Raw genomic sequence first — 16,015 nt, forward strand, 5'->3', positions numbered from 1 at the left:
AACCACATGAAGAGCCGTTAGTCTGCCCGGCTCGCGATGAGTTCGCACTTTTCGTGCCGGACATGCACTGCGCCTTACAGCGTCGGCAACACCAAGGACGCCACCGCTTCCACCGTGCGCGCCGTCGCGCCGCCGTGTGTGGCGGCAAAGGCCAGCGCGGCGCGCGATGCGCTCTCACGCGCGTCGGCATCCGACAGCCACGCGTCGATCACACGCATGACACCAGCGGCGTCTTCCACCTGCTCGCATGCACCCGCAGCGACCGCATCGCGCGTCGCCTGCGCAAAGTTGAACGTGTGTGGCCCGATGACCACGGGCGTGCCGACTGCGCAGGCCTCGATCAAGTTCTGCCCACCAAGCGGAAGCAAGCTGCCGCCGATGAACGCCGCTTCCGCCGCCGCGTAATACAGCGCCATCTCGCCCATCGAGTCGCCGAGCAGGACATCGGCATCAGCAAGGGCATCGGCATCCGCCACGCCTGCAGCAGACACCGACAATGCACTGCGACGCACGACGCGCAAGCCTGCGCGTTCGGCCGCCAGGGCCACTTCATCAAAACGCTGCGGATGACGCGGCACGAGAATCAGCAAGGCATGCCGGCGTCCGACATGCTGCGCGCGATGCGCTTGCCACGCGTCCAGCAGCAGGGCCTCTTCGCCCTCACGCGTGCTGGCCGCCACCCATGCAGACCGACCGCGCAGCGCATCACGCAGCACGCGACCGGCCATGATCTGGTCCACATGCGGCGTAATGTCGAACTTCAGGTTCCCGGTGACGCGCACACGTGGCACGCCAAGCGAGCGATAACGATCGGCATCGTCAGGCGTCTGAGCCAACACGGCCGCGAGTTGCGCGTACGTCTGGCGCGCTGCATCGCCAAGGCGCGCCGTACGCCGGTGGCTGCGCGCAGACAGGCGTCCGTTGACTAGCACCATCGGCACGCCAGCGGCATAGGCGCGTTCGATCAGCACCGGCCAGATCTCGGTCTCCATCAGCAAGCCAAGGCGCGGCTGGAAATGACGCAGAAACCGATCGACAGCACTCGGCAAGTCGTACGGCAGATACGCCTGGATGACGCGGCCGTTGCGTTGCGCCGCAAATTCGGCGCCGGTGCGGCGACCCGTCGGCGTCATGTGGGTCAGCAGGACGGCGTGATGGGGAAAGCGCGCAAGCAGCGCATCGATGAGCGGTTGCGCGGCGCGCGTCTCACCAACGGACACGGCATGCACCCACAGTAAAGGACGATCCGGATTCGGGCGCGGCGGGTAGAAGCCAAGCCGCTCGCCAACGTGCTGGCGATAACCGGGCTCCTTGCGGCCGCGCCACCACAGGCGCAGCAGCGCGAACGGCAGCGCGATGCGCCACAACCAGCGATACAGAACGCGGAGCATCAGAGCACACCCAGCGCACGCAGCGCATCAAGCGCTTGCGCGCTGGTGGGATGGGCCTCGGCGCTACCGAGGTCGTGCACATTGGGCGTCCAATAACCGCCCGTGCGCCACGACGTGGTGAAGTTGTAGAGCGCCACCGTCGGCTTGCACAGCGCTGCAGCAATGTGCACAAGACCGGTGTCCACACCTACTACCGCAGTCGCCTGATCGAGAAACGCCGTCACATCCGGCAGCGACATGCGCGGCGGAATCACCACACGGCCCACCGTGCCCGGCGCTGCAGCGACGATGGCTTCGCGGATGGATTCGCTCGTGCGCCGCTCCGTTTCACTGCCCCACGGTAGCGCGATGGCGTAGTCGCGTGCCAACAACTCGCGCGCGACGTCAACCCACGCCGCCTGCGGCCACCCCTTATCGGCACGCGAAGTCGCATGCACCAGCGCCACGTACGGACGCGGCAGTTTGAACGGCAAGTCGGCCGGCGGCTGCAAACCGAAATCGATGGTATCGGGCAGCGCGTAACCGAGTGCCTCCGCCACCATGCGGCGCGAGCGCTCGACCACGTGCACGCGCGGCTCCATCTCGATCTTGCGCTGATAGAACAGCTTGGCGAGCGGCTCATAGCCGGCGCCTTCCGTACGATTGCCAAGGCCCGCCACGAAACCACCCGATGTCAGCTTGGCCTGCGCGGCAATGAGAGCAGTCTTGATGAGCCCCTGCGTGTCCAGCACAGCATCGTACGAATTGGCGCGCAACGCACGGCGGAACGCCGCCATCTCACCCCACGTTTTTCCGGATCCGAGCGACTTGCGCCAACGCCGCAGCGCAAACGGAATCACACCCTGCACGCCGCGCACGATGCGGACAATACCCGCGAAGCCTTCTTCAACCACCCAGTCGATCTCGGCATCCGGATAGGCCCGCAGAATATCGGCCACGACCGGCGTGCAATGCACCACATCGCCAAGCGACGATACCTTGACGATCAGCACACGCATGCCGTTACCCTTTCCCCCAACTTCATGAGCGCGGACCGTGCGATCAGAACGGCAGTTGCGCGTCCGGCTTCTCGGCCAGGATCACGCGGCGGAATTCGCCCTGGATGCGCGCCATCGCGGCATCGTTGTCGGCCTCGAAACGCATCACCACCACTGGCGTGGTGTTGGACGGTCGCGCCAAGCCAAAGCCATCTTCGTATTCCACGCGCACGCCATCGATGCGATTGACTTCCTTAGCGCCTGCAAACGTGGCGTTGGCCTTGATCTTGTCGAGCAGCTCAAAGGACTCACCCTCGGCACACTTCAGTTGCAGCTCAGGCGTGCAGTGCGAATTCGGCAGCGCGTTGAGCGTGGCGCTCGGGTCTGCCAAGCGCGAAACGATCTCCAGCAGACGCGCGCCCGTGTAAAGCCCGTCATCAAAGCCGTACCAGCGGTCCTTGAAGAAGATGTGGCCGCTCATCTCGCCGGCCAGCGGTGCGCCCGTTTCCTTCAGTTTAGCCTTGACCAGCGAATGGCCGGTCTTCCACATCGTCGCCTTGCCGCCCTGCTCACGAATGAACGGCGCCAGCTTGCCCGTGCACTTCACGTCGAAAATGATTTCACCGCCCGGGTTGCGCGACAGCACTTCCTGCGCAAACAGCATCAACTGACGGTCTGGGAAGATCACCTGGCCGTCCTTGGTGACCACGCCCAAGCGGTCGCCATCGCCGTCGAAGGCGAGGCCAAGTTCACAATCCGTGGTCTGCAGCGTGCGCACGAGGTCTTGCAGATTCTCAACGTGGGCCGGATCCGGATGGTGGTTCGGGAAATGGCCATCCACTTCGCAGAACAGCTCCGTCACCTCACAGCCCATCGCGCGAAACAGCTCCGGCGCAAAAGCACCTGCCACGCCGTTGCCGCAGTCCACCGCAATCTTCATCGGGCGGCTCAGCTTAACGTCCGAGACGATTCGGTCGATGTACTGCTGGCGGATGTCCACCTGGACGTACTCGCCGGCGCCTTCCGTGAAATCGCCCTGCTCGATGCGCGTGCGCAACGCTTGGATTTGGTCTCCATAGATGGCCTGGCCTGCCAGCACCATCTTGAAGCCGTTATAGTCCGGCGGGTTGTGGCTGCCCGTGACCATCACGCCCGAGGTAGCGCGACGCCCGGCCAGTTCGATGTTCGTGCCGAAGTACACCATCGGCGTGGCCACAAGGCCCAGATCGATCACATCGACCCCGCTCGCGCGGAGGCCATCTGCCAGCGCTGCCAGCAGTTCCGGGCCGGACAGGCGGCCGTCGCGGCCGATCACCACTGCGGACTCGCCCTTGGCGCGTGCTGCGGAGCCGAAGGCACGGCCGATGAGGCGTGCGGTGTCAGCATCGACGGTTTTTCCGACGATGCCGCGGATGTCGTAGGCTTTGAAGATGGTGGGGTGGATGCTGCTCATGCAGGACTTTTTCGGGAGGAAGAGTTCTTCTGATTCTAACAATGCAGGCCCTTATCGGTTGCCGCCGCCAAATCCTCCCGTCGGAAGACGCTCGGCCATGCGCTCTTTGACAGAGACTTCCTCAAAATCTGCCTGCATCGCACGTGGTATCTAGAGGGCCTCGGTAATTTGACACTCCTTTGCCTGTTGGAGTCCATATCCATGGACATGTTCGCTAAGGATGTCCTTGATTAGATCTTGGTCATTCCACTCCGCCGCGCTCTGCAATGTTGCTAGTACCGGCTCAAAATCCTTCCAAGGCACATAGTCCTCTCGAGCTTTCATGATTCGTTCGTGCGCCGTTGCTTCGGGATTGTCACCAATCAACAACTCCTCGTAGAGCTTCTCGCCTGGGCGCAAACCTGTAACCCTAATTTCTATATCACCAGCCGAGTTTTGTTCGTCTCGTACCGTGAGTCCTGACAATTTCACCATCTGGCGAGCAAGATCAATGATCTTCACAGGTTGTCCCATATCAAGAACAAATACCTCACCGCCATGTGCCATCGCACCGGCTTGCAAGACTAATTGCGCGGCCTCAGGAATCGTCATGAAATAGCGCGTCACGTCTTTGTGGGTAACTGTAAGTGGACCACCTTCCAGTATCTGTCGGCGAAATAGAGGCACCACACTGCCGCTACTGCCGAGCACATTGCCGAAGCGGACCATAGCAAAAACGGTCTGATTGTCTACGGTTGCCTTCGAGGAACCATCAAGTGCATTGAACTCTACAGTTCGATTTGCGGCCAACGCTTGCAACACCAACTCAGCCATGCGCTTGGTAGCTCCCATCACGTTGGTGGGCCGCACTGCCTTGTCGGTTGAAATTAGTACAAAGTACGCAGTGCCGCTCTCCATGGCCGCTCGCGCCATATTGAGCGTACCAAACACATTGTTTAGAACACCTTCTGCCGGATTGGCCTCCACTAAGGGCACGTGTTTGTACGCCGCCGCGTGATAGACCGTCGTTGGGCGATATAGTTGGCAAATCTCGCGCAAACGCCCAAGCTTGCTCACGCTCGCCAGCAGCGGGACGATTTCGACAGCCAAATGGTGCTCCGTGCACAACCCTTCCAGTTCCCGGTGGCTGGTGTATAAACCGAACTCGTTATGCTCCACCAGCACCAGCCTGCGCGGCTTTTCCATCACGATCTGGCGGCACAACTCGCTACCGATACTCCCCCCGGCACCAGTCACAAGCACCGTCTTGCCCGACAAATTGCGGGCGAGTAGTGCCGCATCGGGGGGCACCGGAGCCCGGCCCAACAAGTCCTCAGCATCAAGCTCCTGGAAGTCGCGTACGGTAACACGACCCGAAGCGAGATCGGCCATCCCGGGAAGCGTACGGACATGCACCGGCAACTCACGCAAACTCGCAATGATGGCATTGCGCCGCGCGCGACCCAGCGACGGCATTGCCAACAGGATGTCGGTTATGCCCATCCGGCTAACTGCATCGCTCACCTCGTCGGGGCCAATGATGTCCAGGCCGTTAATAGTGCGTCCAACCTTAGATGGATCCTCGTCAATAAATCCTAATAACGCAAACTGCTGCCCCACTGCAAGAGCAGATGCCGTCTGTACACCAGCGTCGCCTGCGCCATAGATCAAGAGACGCCCTTCCCATTGGCGGGATTTCGCTGGACGCCCCGTCAACCAAAAGCGCGCCATAGCCCGACTTGTACCGACCAATAGCAGAAACAACATCGGCTGGATTAAACCAACGCTACGCGGCACACCATCCCATTTGAAGAAAAGAAGCGTGCCGAAGAATAACGCACCGTAGATACCCACTGCTTTAGCCGTGCTCGCGAGCGCAGCCATTCCTGTATAGCGAAAAATGGCTCGATAAAGCCCGAAACGCACGAAGAGCGGAAATGCCAATACTGGCGCCAGCAAATACACATACTTCTGCTGCTGGTGGGGCAAGCCGCTCTGATCAATACGCAAGTAGAACGCTACCCAGACCGAAACCACAGCGAGGAGCAAATCCAGCGCCACCACGACGAACCGCTTGGCAGTCCGTGGTAACGTAAGAAGAGGAGCGATCAATTTGTTCACTTAGAGGCCCGCCCCAGGACATCGGCGATTGCCTTGCAGGTCTTAGTGATCTCAGCCTCGGTGAGTGTCGGATGAACAAGAAACATCAGGCTGCCTTCGCCCAAAGCGCGCGCCACAGGCAAACGCTCTGACGGCCGCCAGCCCGTACCATCAAATGCTCTTTCCAAATACACTTCCGAGCATGAGCCTTGATAACAAGGCACACCTGCAGCACAGATTTCTTCTATGATGCGATCACGAGTCCAGCCTACTGACAGCCGGTCCGCATCGACGTAGACGTAGCACTTGTAGTGCGCATGGATACTGCCGGTGGGAATTTCGGGCACACGAACCGCGGGAAAGCGCCGGCATGTATTCCAGATGGCCTCCGCGTTGATGGTACGCTGCCTGGTCCAGGCAGCCATTTTGCGCAACTGAATGCGCCCGATTACGCCCTGTATTTCCAGCATGCGCCAGTTGGTGCCGAAACTCTCATGCAGCCAACGGAAACCCGGCGGATGCTGCCTCTCATATACCGCTTCATAGCTCTTGCCGTGGTCCTTGAAAGACCACATGGCGCGCCACAGCGCTTCATCGTTGGTCGTGACCATGCCCCCCTCTCCGCCAGTGGTCATGATTTTGTCCTGACAGAAACTCCACGCACCGATATGGCCAATGGAGCCTACGCTGCGCCCTCGGTAGCTTGCACCGTGTGCCTGTGCACAGTCCTCGATCACTTTGAAACCGTACTGGTCCGCCAACCCCATGATAGGGTCCATATCGCAGGGCCAACCTCCCAGGTGAACACACACTACCGCCTTCGTACGAGGCGTCAGCACGCGCTGGATGGTGTCCGCAGAGATATTGCCGCTGTCTTCTTCAACATCAGCAAAAACAGGTGTAGCTCCAGCATTCACGACGCACGAAATGCTGGCGATGAATGTCCGTGGGGTGACAATGACTTCGTCGCCCGGACCAACATTTAACGCGTTTAGCGCCACATCCAATGCGAGCGTCCCGTTAGCAAGTGCGACGGCATAGCGCGTATCAACCCAAGCGGCAAACTCCCTCTCAAAGTCGCGGCACTCCGTACCAGTCCAGTAATTCACCTTATTCGACAAAAGCACGCGCTGAATAGCGTCGGCCTCTTCTGAGGTAAAATTTGGCCATGGAGAAAATGGTGTATTAAGCATTCTTATCTCTATGTCTAAATCTTAAGTCTATTGGTCAACGCTTCAGGACTCGCGCCGGGTTACCGACTACGGTAACGCCCGGTGGAACGCTCTTTGTCACCACCGCACCCATTCCCACAACCGCGCCATGACCAATGATGAGTGGCGAATCCGCGTGACCTTGACGGAGAATTGCGCCTGTCCCAATGTACGCGTGATCTTCCACGATGATGTTGCCGTTACAGTGCACGCCTGGGGCGAAAGTAACGAAGTCCCCGATCACGCAGTCGTGTGCGACGTAGCTGTAAAGATTGGCGTGAAAGTGTCGTCCGATACGTACATTGCTGGTCAATGTCACAAATGGGCATAGGATGGCGCCTTCGCCAATTTGGACATCGTCCATAACCACCGCACTTTCTGCACGGATTTGTTGGAATGCCATGCCGTCCGATTGGCATCGCAAGGCGAGAGACTTACGAATACTGCTGTCGGCCACTGCAAGGCTTATATGTTTTGACCCCGTCGATTCGTTGAGCCATTGGCTATACGTCAATACCCGATGACCGTTCTGAACTGTCGCTGCCGGCATATCATCAATGAAGACCAGATCCCATGGATCAGCTTCCGCATCCTGCAACTGTCGACGCAATACCGGCAAAATCTCTCGCCCGAAACCGCTGGCCCCGTATATTGCAAATTGCTTCATAGCGTACCGGCGCTTTACTCGCGCTTCGTTCCAGTAAATCTTGACATCGTCGCTTCGCCTGCCGCGCTAATGCCGTCACGCATCAACACCTTGCGCACAGTCAACCAAAGTATCCGAATATCAAGAGCAAATGAACGATGATCGACGTACCATACGTCCAGCGACAGACGATCCTCCCAACTCAGTGCATTACGGCCATTTACTTGTGCCCACCCGGTTACCCCGGGTCGGACTTCATGTCGCCGTGCCTGCTCTGACGAATATAGCGGCAAGTAATCCATGAGAAGTGGTCGCGGACCAACAAGGCTCATATCACCCTTTAGCACATTCCACAATTCAGGCAACTCATCCAGACTACTTGCACGCAAAAATCGACCGAAGCGCGTCAAACGATCCGCATCCGGGAGTAGTGTTCCATCCGGCCCGCGCTCATTTGTCATGGTCCGGAACTTAACCATGCGAAATGGCTTCCCATGCTTTCCTGGACGAACCTGCGAAAACAGGACCGGCTTGCCCAGTTTGACGCGAACAAAAACTGCCAGCACTAATAGCGGGCCCGCCAGCAACACCAGCGCCGTTGCCGCCACAAAAAAATCAAAGCAACGCTTCATCGCTGCCGCCTAGTAGCAAGTTTCCTAAAAATACTTCCGAACCGAGCTACGCCTACGCTGATCGACAACTTCTCTTGGTAGTACGCCTGCGCGCGGCGCCCCAAGGTCCTCAGCTCATCCGGTGACAAGGCAGCAAGCGACTCTGCCGCCTGCGCAATTGATTCGGCATTTTCGGACGTAGCGACTACGCCGCCGCCCGACTCCCTGACCAGCTCAGCCGCATCACCATCAACCGCCATGAGCAACGGCTTACCGACCGACATGTACGCTTGCGTTTTGGAAGGGATGGTGATCCGAAATAGAGGATCCCGCCGCAAGTGAACCAATAGAGCATCCGCCTCTTTCAGGAGGGTACCGACTTCGGACATTGGGACGGCAGGAATAAATGTCACATTATGTAACATTCGGGCCGATGCGCGACTCTTGAGGCCCTCAACCTCAACACCTCCGCCGACAAAAACAAAACAGACGCGAGATGTACGAGACTGCAACAAGGCGGCAGCATCAAGAACGGCGTCGAGCGCTTGTGCCCTCCCCATGTTCCCGGCAAATACAACCCGGAATTGGTTTGACTGCGGGAAATCGCTTGGCAAAATGCCACCAGGGTTGCCAAGCGAAGCTTCATCCGCCCAGTTACAGATGACATCCATCTTCGCCGCGGGCACCCCCCGCTCAATCAGCAGTCGCCTGAAGCCAGGTGACAGCACAACGATATGATCGGCGCGGCGGTACACCCACCGGCAAACAGCATCGACAACCTGGAGTACCCTTTGGTTACTGATCATGCCGGTCGCACGCAACGTATCCGGCCACATGTCCTGAATGTCATAGACCACCGGAATTCGGCGGAACAACCGAATGAGGCTTGCTGCGACGCCAACTGTCAGTGGCGGATGATATGCGTAAATTACGTCACAACGCCGTATCGAGAAGAGCCCATGAAACACCGCTGACATCGCGAAACTGACGTAATTTAGGATGCGCCGAATCGCAGATTGATCATGGCTGGGATACAACGGCACACGCGTCACGCGGATGCCATCGATAACCTCACGTTGCAACCAACTTACGCTATACCCTGGATAGAGCTTGCCGCCAGGATAGTTCGGGAAACCGGTCAGCACTTCCACTTCGAACCCTTGACGCACCAATTCGCGGGCAAATACGATGCCCTTGAACGTGGGTTCCGGATCGAACCACTGGGTCAACAGCAGAACACGTACGCTCATTTATCAGTACTTCTTCCAGACCACGCGGTTTACGTAGTCTGTGTAACTATGGATGATGCGGACTACCTTGTCCGATACGTTGGGCATACTGTAGTCGGCCACTTGGCGTAACAAGCGTGTGGCTCCGCGAGCTTGGCCATTCAGGATTTCGAGACCCTGTACGATGCGTTCAGCCTCCAGACCTACCATCATCACAGCAGCCTCTTCCATCCCCTCCGGACGCTCGTGCGCTTCGCGCAAATTCAATGCCGGGAAGTTCATGATTGAAGATTCCTCGTTGATCGTACCGCTATCCGAAAGCACAGCTTTCGCCTCGACTTGAAGCTTGTTGTAGTCGGTAAAACTAAGCGGCTTGAGCAGTTGCACGTTAGCGTGGAACTTGATACCCAGTGCATCAACGCGCTTCTGAGTACGCGGATGCGTAGAGACAATCACCGGTAAGTTATATAGCTGAGCGACAGTGTTGAGGACACTCACCAGCTTGCCGAAGTTGGCATCCGAATCAATATTTTCTTCACGATGGGCGCTCACCACAAAAAACTGACCGGTGGCTAACCCTAGGCGTGCCAGCACATCAGATCTCTCGATCGCCGAAGTGTGATAAGTCAACACCTCCGCCATCGGACTGCCTGTCTTGATGACCATGTCCGGCGGCAACCCTTCGCGCAACAGGTACTCGCGTGCAATAGAACTGTACGTCAGGTTGATGTCCGCAGTATGGTCAACAATGCGGCGGTTCGTCTCTTCCGGCACGCGGAGGTCGAAGCATCGATTTCCGGCCTCCATGTGGAAAATCGGTATCTTGCGGCGCTTAGCCGGTATGACGGACAAACAGCTGTTGGTATCTCCCAGCACAAGCAACGCCTCTGGTTTTTCCTGACCAAGCAAGCCATCAACAGCAATGATGATCTTGCCTATAGTCTCAGCGGCACCGCCGCCCGCAGCATTGAGAAAATGGTCTGGTTGTCGAATACCCAGATCACTAAAGAAGATCTGGTTCAGTTCGTAGTCATAGTTCTGGCCGGTGTGTACCAGTACGTGGTCACAATGTTCGTCTAGGCGCGCCATCACACGTGATAGGCGAATGATCTCAGGCCGGGTACCGACCACAGTCATGACTTTGAGTTTCTTCATCGGTGTCTGAGTAGGGGCGGCTGGCTTACAGCGGACAAGTGTAAGTATCTGGATGGGCTCGATCAAAAATCTCGTTGGCCCAGAGCATGACAATCATCTCGTCCTGACCAATGTTGGTGATGTCGTGCGTCCAGCCGGGCACGGTCTCAACGATCTCTGCCTTGGCACCACTGGTCACCAGTTCATGCGTTTCTCCTGTATGCATGTGGCGGAACTTGAAACGCGCCCGGCCCTTGATAACGAGGAACTTCTCGGTCTTCGTATGGTGATAGTGACCGCCTCGTGTAATGCCCGCGTGGGCGGTAAAAAACGAAAACTGCCCGCAATCGGGCGTCTTGAGCATCTCCACAAACACACCGCGCGGATCGCCGTACTGCGGCACGGTGTAAGCAAACGACTCGACCGGCAAATAGCTCACATAGGTGGCATACAGTGCTCGAATCAGGCCCGTACCAACGCGCCCAGTCACCAGCGTGTCGCGACTTTCCCTGAACGACTGAATATGCGCCGCCACTTCACCTACCGTCGTCGTGAACTGCGGCGCCATCAGCGCAAAGCCGTCGGCATCGACCGATGCGTCGGCGCCGTCCATCAGCTGCACGAAGCGCTCCACTACGTCGTCGACGTAAACCAACGTGAGAGACGCGCTCGGATCGTTCACTTGGATTGGCAGACCGCGAGTTACGTTGTGGCAAAACGTGGCCACTGCGGAGTTGTAATTCGGCTTACACCACTTGCCGAAAACATTAGGCAAACGAAACACATGCACCGGGATCTGGTGACTTTGGCGAGCATCGAACAGGGCCGTCTCAGCGCCACGCTTGCTCCGGCCATAGGGGTTATCGTACGCAGCCTGGGTTGACGATGTATAAACAATGGGGATTCTGCGGCCGGTTGCATCAGCTTGGCTGCACAGAGCCTTGCAAAGTACCTGGGTCAGTTCCGCATTGCCTGCCGTGAATTCATCAGGATCCTGAGGACGATTGACACCGGCAAGATGGAAGACGAAATCGATCTCCCTCAGCAGTCCGGGCAAGAGAGCAACATCATCTTCCCTCGTAAAGCACCGCACCTGCACATCCTTGCGTTCGGATAAGCGCAAACGCAAATTCTTGCCGACGAAGCCATTGGCGCCAGTGATTAAAACGTTCATGCGTTCACTCCTCGGCAACCGCATGCTCTCCACGCGCAATGCGTTGCATGAAGTCAAGCTTCAGCAGCAGGGCCTTCATGCCTTCCACGTCTAGGCGCATGGTGTTATGCGAGTTGTAGTCCTCGCCATGCGCGCTAGTTGTTAAGCGCGACTCACCCTGCTCGACAAATTTCGCATAGTTCAGATCACGGCCGTCTGGCGGTACCCGGAAGTAATTGCCCATGTCTTCGGCGCAAGCCATCTCTTCCCTGCTCAAGAGGGCTTCATAGAGCTTCTCTCCGTGACGCGTACCGATAACATTCACCGGGTGGGTAGGCTTGCGCATCAAATCCAGAATGGCCTTCGACAGCACATCAACGGTTGCAGCCGGCGCTTTTTGCACAAAAATGTCGCCGTTGTTACCGTGCTCGAACGCGTAAAGAACCAAGTCGACCGCGTCGGCCAACGTCATCATAAAACGCGTCATGGTGGGGTCCGTCACGGTGATCGGGTTACCCGCTAAGACCTGTTCAACGAACAGCGGGATCACCGAACCACGCGATGCCATCACGTTACCGTAGCGCGTACCACAGATGACGGTACTGGTGCCTTCGAGGTTGCGACTCGCAGCAACCATGACCTTCTCCATCAACGCCTTGCTGATGCCCATCGCGTTAATGGGATAGACCGCCTTATCCGTACTCAAGCAAACAACTCGCTTGACTCCGGCGTCAACGGCAGCGCTCAGCACATTCTCTGTCCCCAGAACGTTTGTGCGTACTGCCTCCATCGGATGAAACTCGCACGACGGGACTTGTTTCAGGGCAGCAGCATGATAGACATAGTCCACTCCACGCATAACCGCATCCACACTGCGGCGATCCCGTACGTCGCCGATATAGAACTTCAGCTTCGAGCTAGCGTAGCGCTTACGCATGTCGTCCTGCTTTTTCTCGTCGCGGCTGAAGATGCGAATCTCGTCGATATCGCTGTCGAGAAAACGCTTGAGCACTGCATTGCCGAAGGAACCGGTACCGCCGGTAATCGTCAAAATTCCTTTCATTGGGATCATTCCTTGATTGATTTGCGGGACACAAGCCCATCGATCCAAACGCCACAACCGACACGCGCAGACAGCCACTCAGGGTTCAACCAGCCGTGCCTGCCCGACCATCGCCTTAGGTAGTGACGCGCCCGAACCTTTAGGACAACCCGTAATTTTAACCGTAGCAGCCCTACCATTGGAATTGTCTGCTTCAATAGCCGAGCAGGCCACAATCCTGTCATAGCAGCCGCTGCTGACTCAAAGGTTTCGCCGCTAGGTCTCTCGCCGACAACACTGGAGTTGAATCCGAAAGCGGCCATTTGATACCCAACTGAGGGTCGTTCCAAGCAATGCTCCCCTCACGCGACGGCGCGTAATAGTCAGTTACTTTGTAGAGAAAGTCTGCCAATTCGCTTAAAACCAGAAAACCATGTGCAAAACCGGGAGGAATCCACATTTGCATTCGGTTGTCCTCCGTCAAGAATTCGCCAACCCAACGCCCAAAGGTTGGCGACTCTTTTCGAATATCGACTGCAACGTCAAAAACGCTGCCGCGAACCACGTGCACCAACTTTCCTTGAGGCGATCCCACCTGGAAGTGGAGTCCCCGCAAGACACCTTTTCGCCCATGCGAGTGATTATCTTGGACAAAATCGACATCGACTCCAGTAGCCTTGGCAAAATTAGCCTTATTGAAACTTTCATAGAAAAATCCACGCGCATCGAAGAACGAATCAGGCTCAATCAACAAGACTTCCGGCAATTCGGTTGGCGTCACCTTCATCTCAACCCTCTACCCATAAAATTACCTTGTCGCGGCTCAGCTCTAAACCATCAAAAATTTGATAGAAAGGCCACACAACACAAACATTTTTCTATAATTTAGAAAAATCGTGTCTTTAAAATAGGAAGAAATGCATTTTACCAAGACCTCATGCAGCATTTAACTATAGATCGAATATTATCTGATCAAGCAAATGATGAATGCATTCTCGCCAGTGAGGCAAATAGACACCAAACACCTCCCGAAGTTTATGAGTATCAAGGCAGGAGTTCGAAGGCCTGCTTGCCAAGGCCGCATACGTCGAGGCGGGAATTGGCTCTATGCTTGAAGGAGTAGCCTTGAGAGACACTCCCTTACTTGCGGCATAGCGCACAATTTCTGATGCGTAGGCATGCCAAGTCGTCTGACCTGCGGCCGAAAGGTGGTAAAGACCGCACTGGAATTGATCGCGACGTCCGTGGCGCCAGTAGCGTGCAACGATTTGTGCTGTGGTATCCGCCACCACGGAAGCCGTTGTTGGTGCACCATGCTGATCCGACACCACCTGGAATCGAGAGCGCTCACTTGCCAGCGCAAGTATGGTTTTTGCAAAATTTGTCCCACGAGCGCTCGCCACCCAACCGGTACGCAGCATAATTGCTGCTGCCCCGGTCGCAACAATCGCATTTTCCCCTGCCAGCTTGCTCCTTCCGTACACCGAGAGCGGGCGAGGCTCGTCCGTTTCCACATAGGGGGAAGGCTTAAAACCATCAAAGACATAGTCAGTGGAGTAATGTACCAACAAGCTCCCTAGCCCTTTTGCGGTTTCTGCGATTATCCCAGGCGCAACCCCATTAACGGCAAAGGCGGTGTCTGCATCCATCTCTGCGCGGTCGACTGCCGTGTAGGCCGCCGCATTCACAATCACATCCGGGCGAATGCTTTTCACAGCTTGCCGAATGGATGAAGGATTGGCCAGATCACAATCTGTGCGACCCAAACCGATCACATGGCCAAGCGTCGATAAACTCCGGCACAATTCGAAACCAATCTGGCCATTACGTCCAATAACGAGCATGACCGGCGTTGCCCCTGTGTGACTTCTCATGCAGAGGGAAAACCAGTTGTGAATCGGGTCGAGGCACGTCGCACCCATTCCGGGTTATCTAAAAACCACTGCACCGTACTTCGCAAGCCGACCTCAAAGACCATTTGTGGCTGCCAACCAAGTTCATCATGAATCTTGCTGGCATCAACAGCGTAGCGCCGATCATGACCCGGTCGATCTTCGACGAAGTGTATTTGCTCTCTGTACGAGCCAGCCCACCTGGGAACCAATTCATCAAGCAGATCACACAACGCGTGGACGATCTGGAGGTTCGAACGCTCGTTGTTTGCCCCTATGTTGTACGTCTCACCTACACGTCCGCGCGCCAGAATCGCGCGTAATGCCGCACACAGATCGCCGACATGTATCCAGTCGCGCACATTCAGGCCATCACCATAAATGGGCAGCAGCTTTCCCTCGAACGCGTGCGTGATGATCTTGGGAATCAGCTTCTCTGGAAACTGATACGGGCCATAACTATTCGAACAGTTTGCTTTAACAACAGGCACCCCGTACGTGTGGTGATAGGCATGCACCAAGTGGTCTGACCCAGCCTTGGAGGCTGAGTAGGGGCTGCTGGGTCGGTACGGGGTGGTTTCTGTGAAGGGCGGATCCTGCGGGCCGAGCGAACCGAACACTTCGTCAGTGGATACATGAAGCAGACGGAACTCGGCTTGCGAATCGGCATGCAAGCCCGCCCAATATGCTCGCGCAGCCTCCAGCAGCGTGAACGTTCCGACCAGATTGGTTTGAATGAAGGCTGCGGGTCCGTAAATCGACCGGTCAACGTGGCTCTCAGCAGCGAAATGCACTACGACCCGCGGCTGAAACTCAGCAAACACTTGATCCAGCGCCGCGCGATCACAGATGTCAGCCTGCACAAAGACATAGCGGGAATCGCCCTCAACGGAGGCTAACGTCTGTCTATGGCCGGCGTAGGTCAACTTGTCAACATTGACCACGCCTTCAGCAGCCGGGGCAGATAACCACTGCAGTACGAAATTACTGCCAATGAACCCGGCACCGCCAGTTACGAGGATATGGGACAAACTCTGTACTCCTGCCTATCATCGGGCCATCAGGGCCATAGCGTGCTGACACCCAGGTTGTCCCCACAACAAGGGCAGCAAGACAACGAACTGCCGCGCGTCACAATAAACCACGTATTCTATCTTGCCCTCCATCTCCCCCCTCGCGGGGCTCCGAGAATTTTGT

General features: G+C 56.9%; 14 protein-coding genes. All 14 read right to left on the reverse strand.

Annotated elements, in window-relative coordinates:
- Nucleotides 1–74 precede the first annotated feature (74 nt).
- The 14 genes from waaA to rfbB all read right to left on the reverse strand — a co-directional run bounded on the left by waaA (nt 75) and on the right by rfbB (nt 15,849).
- A complete protein-coding gene (gene waaA, locus M1D44_RS10875; protein ID WP_316853245.1) occupies nt 75–1,391 on the reverse strand; it encodes a lipid IV(A) 3-deoxy-D-manno-octulosonic acid transferase in 1,317 nt (438 codons plus the stop codon).
- Nucleotides 1,391–2,389, reverse strand: a complete 999-nt coding sequence (waaC, locus tag M1D44_RS10880) for a lipopolysaccharide heptosyltransferase I (protein ID WP_316853244.1) — start codon at nt 2,387–2,389, stop codon at nt 1,391–1,393. Before waaC ends, waaA begins: the two co-directional genes overlap by 1 nt.
- Nucleotides 2,390–2,432: 43 nt before the next feature.
- Complete coding sequence (locus tag M1D44_RS10885; RefSeq protein WP_316853243.1) at nt 2,433–3,821, reverse strand: phosphomannomutase/phosphoglucomutase; 1,389 nt, start codon at nt 3,819–3,821, stop codon at nt 2,433–2,435.
- Between the two features lie 150 nt (nt 3,822–3,971).
- The gene (locus tag M1D44_RS10890; RefSeq protein WP_024976406.1) at nt 3,972–5,912 is read right to left on the reverse strand and encodes a polysaccharide biosynthesis protein; all 1,941 of its coding nucleotides are present in this window, start codon (nt 5,910–5,912) and stop codon (nt 3,972–3,974) included.
- A 5-nt stretch (nt 5,913–5,917) separates the two neighbouring features.
- Nucleotides 5,918–7,093 carry a DegT/DnrJ/EryC1/StrS family aminotransferase gene (locus tag M1D44_RS10895; RefSeq protein ID WP_024976407.1) on the reverse strand — a complete coding sequence of 392 codons (1,176 nt, stop codon included), beginning with the start codon at nt 7,091–7,093 and terminating at the stop codon, nt 5,918–5,920.
- 34 nt (nt 7,094–7,127) lie between these two features.
- Complete coding sequence (locus tag M1D44_RS10900) at nt 7,128–7,778, reverse strand: acetyltransferase (RefSeq protein WP_316853242.1); 651 nt, start codon at nt 7,776–7,778, stop codon at nt 7,128–7,130.
- 14 nt (nt 7,779–7,792) lie between these two features.
- Nucleotides 7,793–8,389, reverse strand: a complete 597-nt coding sequence (locus tag M1D44_RS10905) for a sugar transferase (protein ID WP_439004480.1) — start codon at nt 8,387–8,389, stop codon at nt 7,793–7,795.
- Entirely contained in the window at nt 8,386–9,618 is a 1,233-nt protein-coding gene (locus M1D44_RS10910) for a glycosyltransferase family 4 protein (protein WP_037031661.1), read from the reverse strand. The genes M1D44_RS10905 and M1D44_RS10910 overlap by 4 nt, the downstream gene beginning before the upstream one ends.
- A gap of 3 nt (nt 9,619–9,621) precedes the next feature.
- A complete protein-coding gene (wecB, locus tag M1D44_RS10915) occupies nt 9,622–10,752 on the reverse strand; it encodes a non-hydrolyzing UDP-N-acetylglucosamine 2-epimerase (protein WP_024976409.1) in 1,131 nt (376 codons plus the stop codon).
- 25 nt (nt 10,753–10,777) lie between these two features.
- Complete coding sequence (gene wbjC / locus M1D44_RS10920) at nt 10,778–11,905, reverse strand: UDP-2-acetamido-2,6-beta-L-arabino-hexul-4-ose reductase (protein WP_024976410.1); 1,128 nt, start codon at nt 11,903–11,905, stop codon at nt 10,778–10,780.
- Nucleotides 11,906–11,909: 4 nt separating this feature from the next.
- On the reverse strand, nt 11,910–12,947 hold the full coding sequence (locus tag M1D44_RS10925; protein WP_152543684.1) for a polysaccharide biosynthesis protein: 1,038 nt from the start codon (nt 12,945–12,947) through the stop codon (nt 11,910–11,912).
- 220 nt (nt 12,948–13,167) lie between these two features.
- A complete protein-coding gene (rfbC, locus tag M1D44_RS10930) occupies nt 13,168–13,713 on the reverse strand; it encodes a dTDP-4-dehydrorhamnose 3,5-epimerase (RefSeq protein ID WP_024976412.1) in 546 nt (181 codons plus the stop codon).
- A gap of 163 nt (nt 13,714–13,876) precedes the next feature.
- Nucleotides 13,877–14,800 carry a dTDP-4-dehydrorhamnose reductase gene (rfbD, locus tag M1D44_RS10935; protein WP_428984653.1) on the reverse strand — a complete coding sequence of 308 codons (924 nt, stop codon included), beginning with the start codon at nt 14,798–14,800 and terminating at the stop codon, nt 13,877–13,879.
- Nucleotides 14,797–15,849, reverse strand: a complete 1,053-nt coding sequence (rfbB, locus tag M1D44_RS10940; RefSeq protein WP_024976414.1) for a dTDP-glucose 4,6-dehydratase — start codon at nt 15,847–15,849, stop codon at nt 14,797–14,799. The genes rfbD and rfbB overlap by 4 nt, the downstream gene beginning before the upstream one ends.
- Nucleotides 15,850–16,015: the final 166 nt, after the last annotated feature.

This window comes from Ralstonia sp. SA306, assembly GCF_054792405.1.

What these genes read in the sequence shown, in the direction of transcription:
- waaA (WP_316853245.1), bottom strand. Translation starts at nt 1,391, where the DNA reads ATGCTCCGCGTTCTGTATCGCTGGTTGTGGCGCATCGCGCTGCCGTTC.
- waaC (WP_316853244.1), bottom strand. Translation starts at nt 2,389, where the DNA reads ATGCGTGTGCTGATCGTCAAGGTATCGTCGCTTGGCGATGTGGTGCAT.
- M1D44_RS10885 (WP_316853243.1), bottom strand. Translation starts at nt 3,821, where the DNA reads ATGAGCAGCATCCACCCCACCATCTTCAAAGCCTACGACATCCGCGGC.
- M1D44_RS10895 (WP_024976407.1), bottom strand. Translation starts at nt 7,093, where the DNA reads ATGCTTAATACACCATTTTCTCCATGGCCAAATTTTACCTCAGAAGAG.
- M1D44_RS10900 (WP_316853242.1), bottom strand. Translation starts at nt 7,778, where the DNA reads ATGAAGCAATTTGCAATATACGGGGCCAGCGGTTTCGGGCGAGAGATT.
- M1D44_RS10905 (WP_439004480.1), bottom strand. Translation starts at nt 8,389, where the DNA reads ATGAAGCGTTGCTTTGATTTTTTTGTGGCGGCAACGGCGCTGGTGTTG.
- M1D44_RS10910 (WP_037031661.1), bottom strand. Translation starts at nt 9,618, where the DNA reads ATGAGCGTACGTGTTCTGCTGTTGACCCAGTGGTTCGATCCGGAACCC.
- wecB (WP_024976409.1), bottom strand. Translation starts at nt 10,752, where the DNA reads ATGAAGAAACTCAAAGTCATGACTGTGGTCGGTACCCGGCCTGAGATC.
- wbjC (WP_024976410.1), bottom strand. Translation starts at nt 11,905, where the DNA reads ATGAACGTTTTAATCACTGGCGCCAATGGCTTCGTCGGCAAGAATTTG.
- M1D44_RS10925 (WP_152543684.1), bottom strand. Translation starts at nt 12,947, where the DNA reads ATGAAAGGAATTTTGACGATTACCGGCGGTACCGGTTCCTTCGGCAAT.
- rfbC (WP_024976412.1), bottom strand. Translation starts at nt 13,713, where the DNA reads ATGAAGGTGACGCCAACCGAATTGCCGGAAGTCTTGTTGATTGAGCCT.
- rfbD (WP_428984653.1), bottom strand. Translation starts at nt 14,800, where the DNA reads ATGAGAAGTCACACAGGGGCAACGCCGGTCATGCTCGTTATTGGACGT.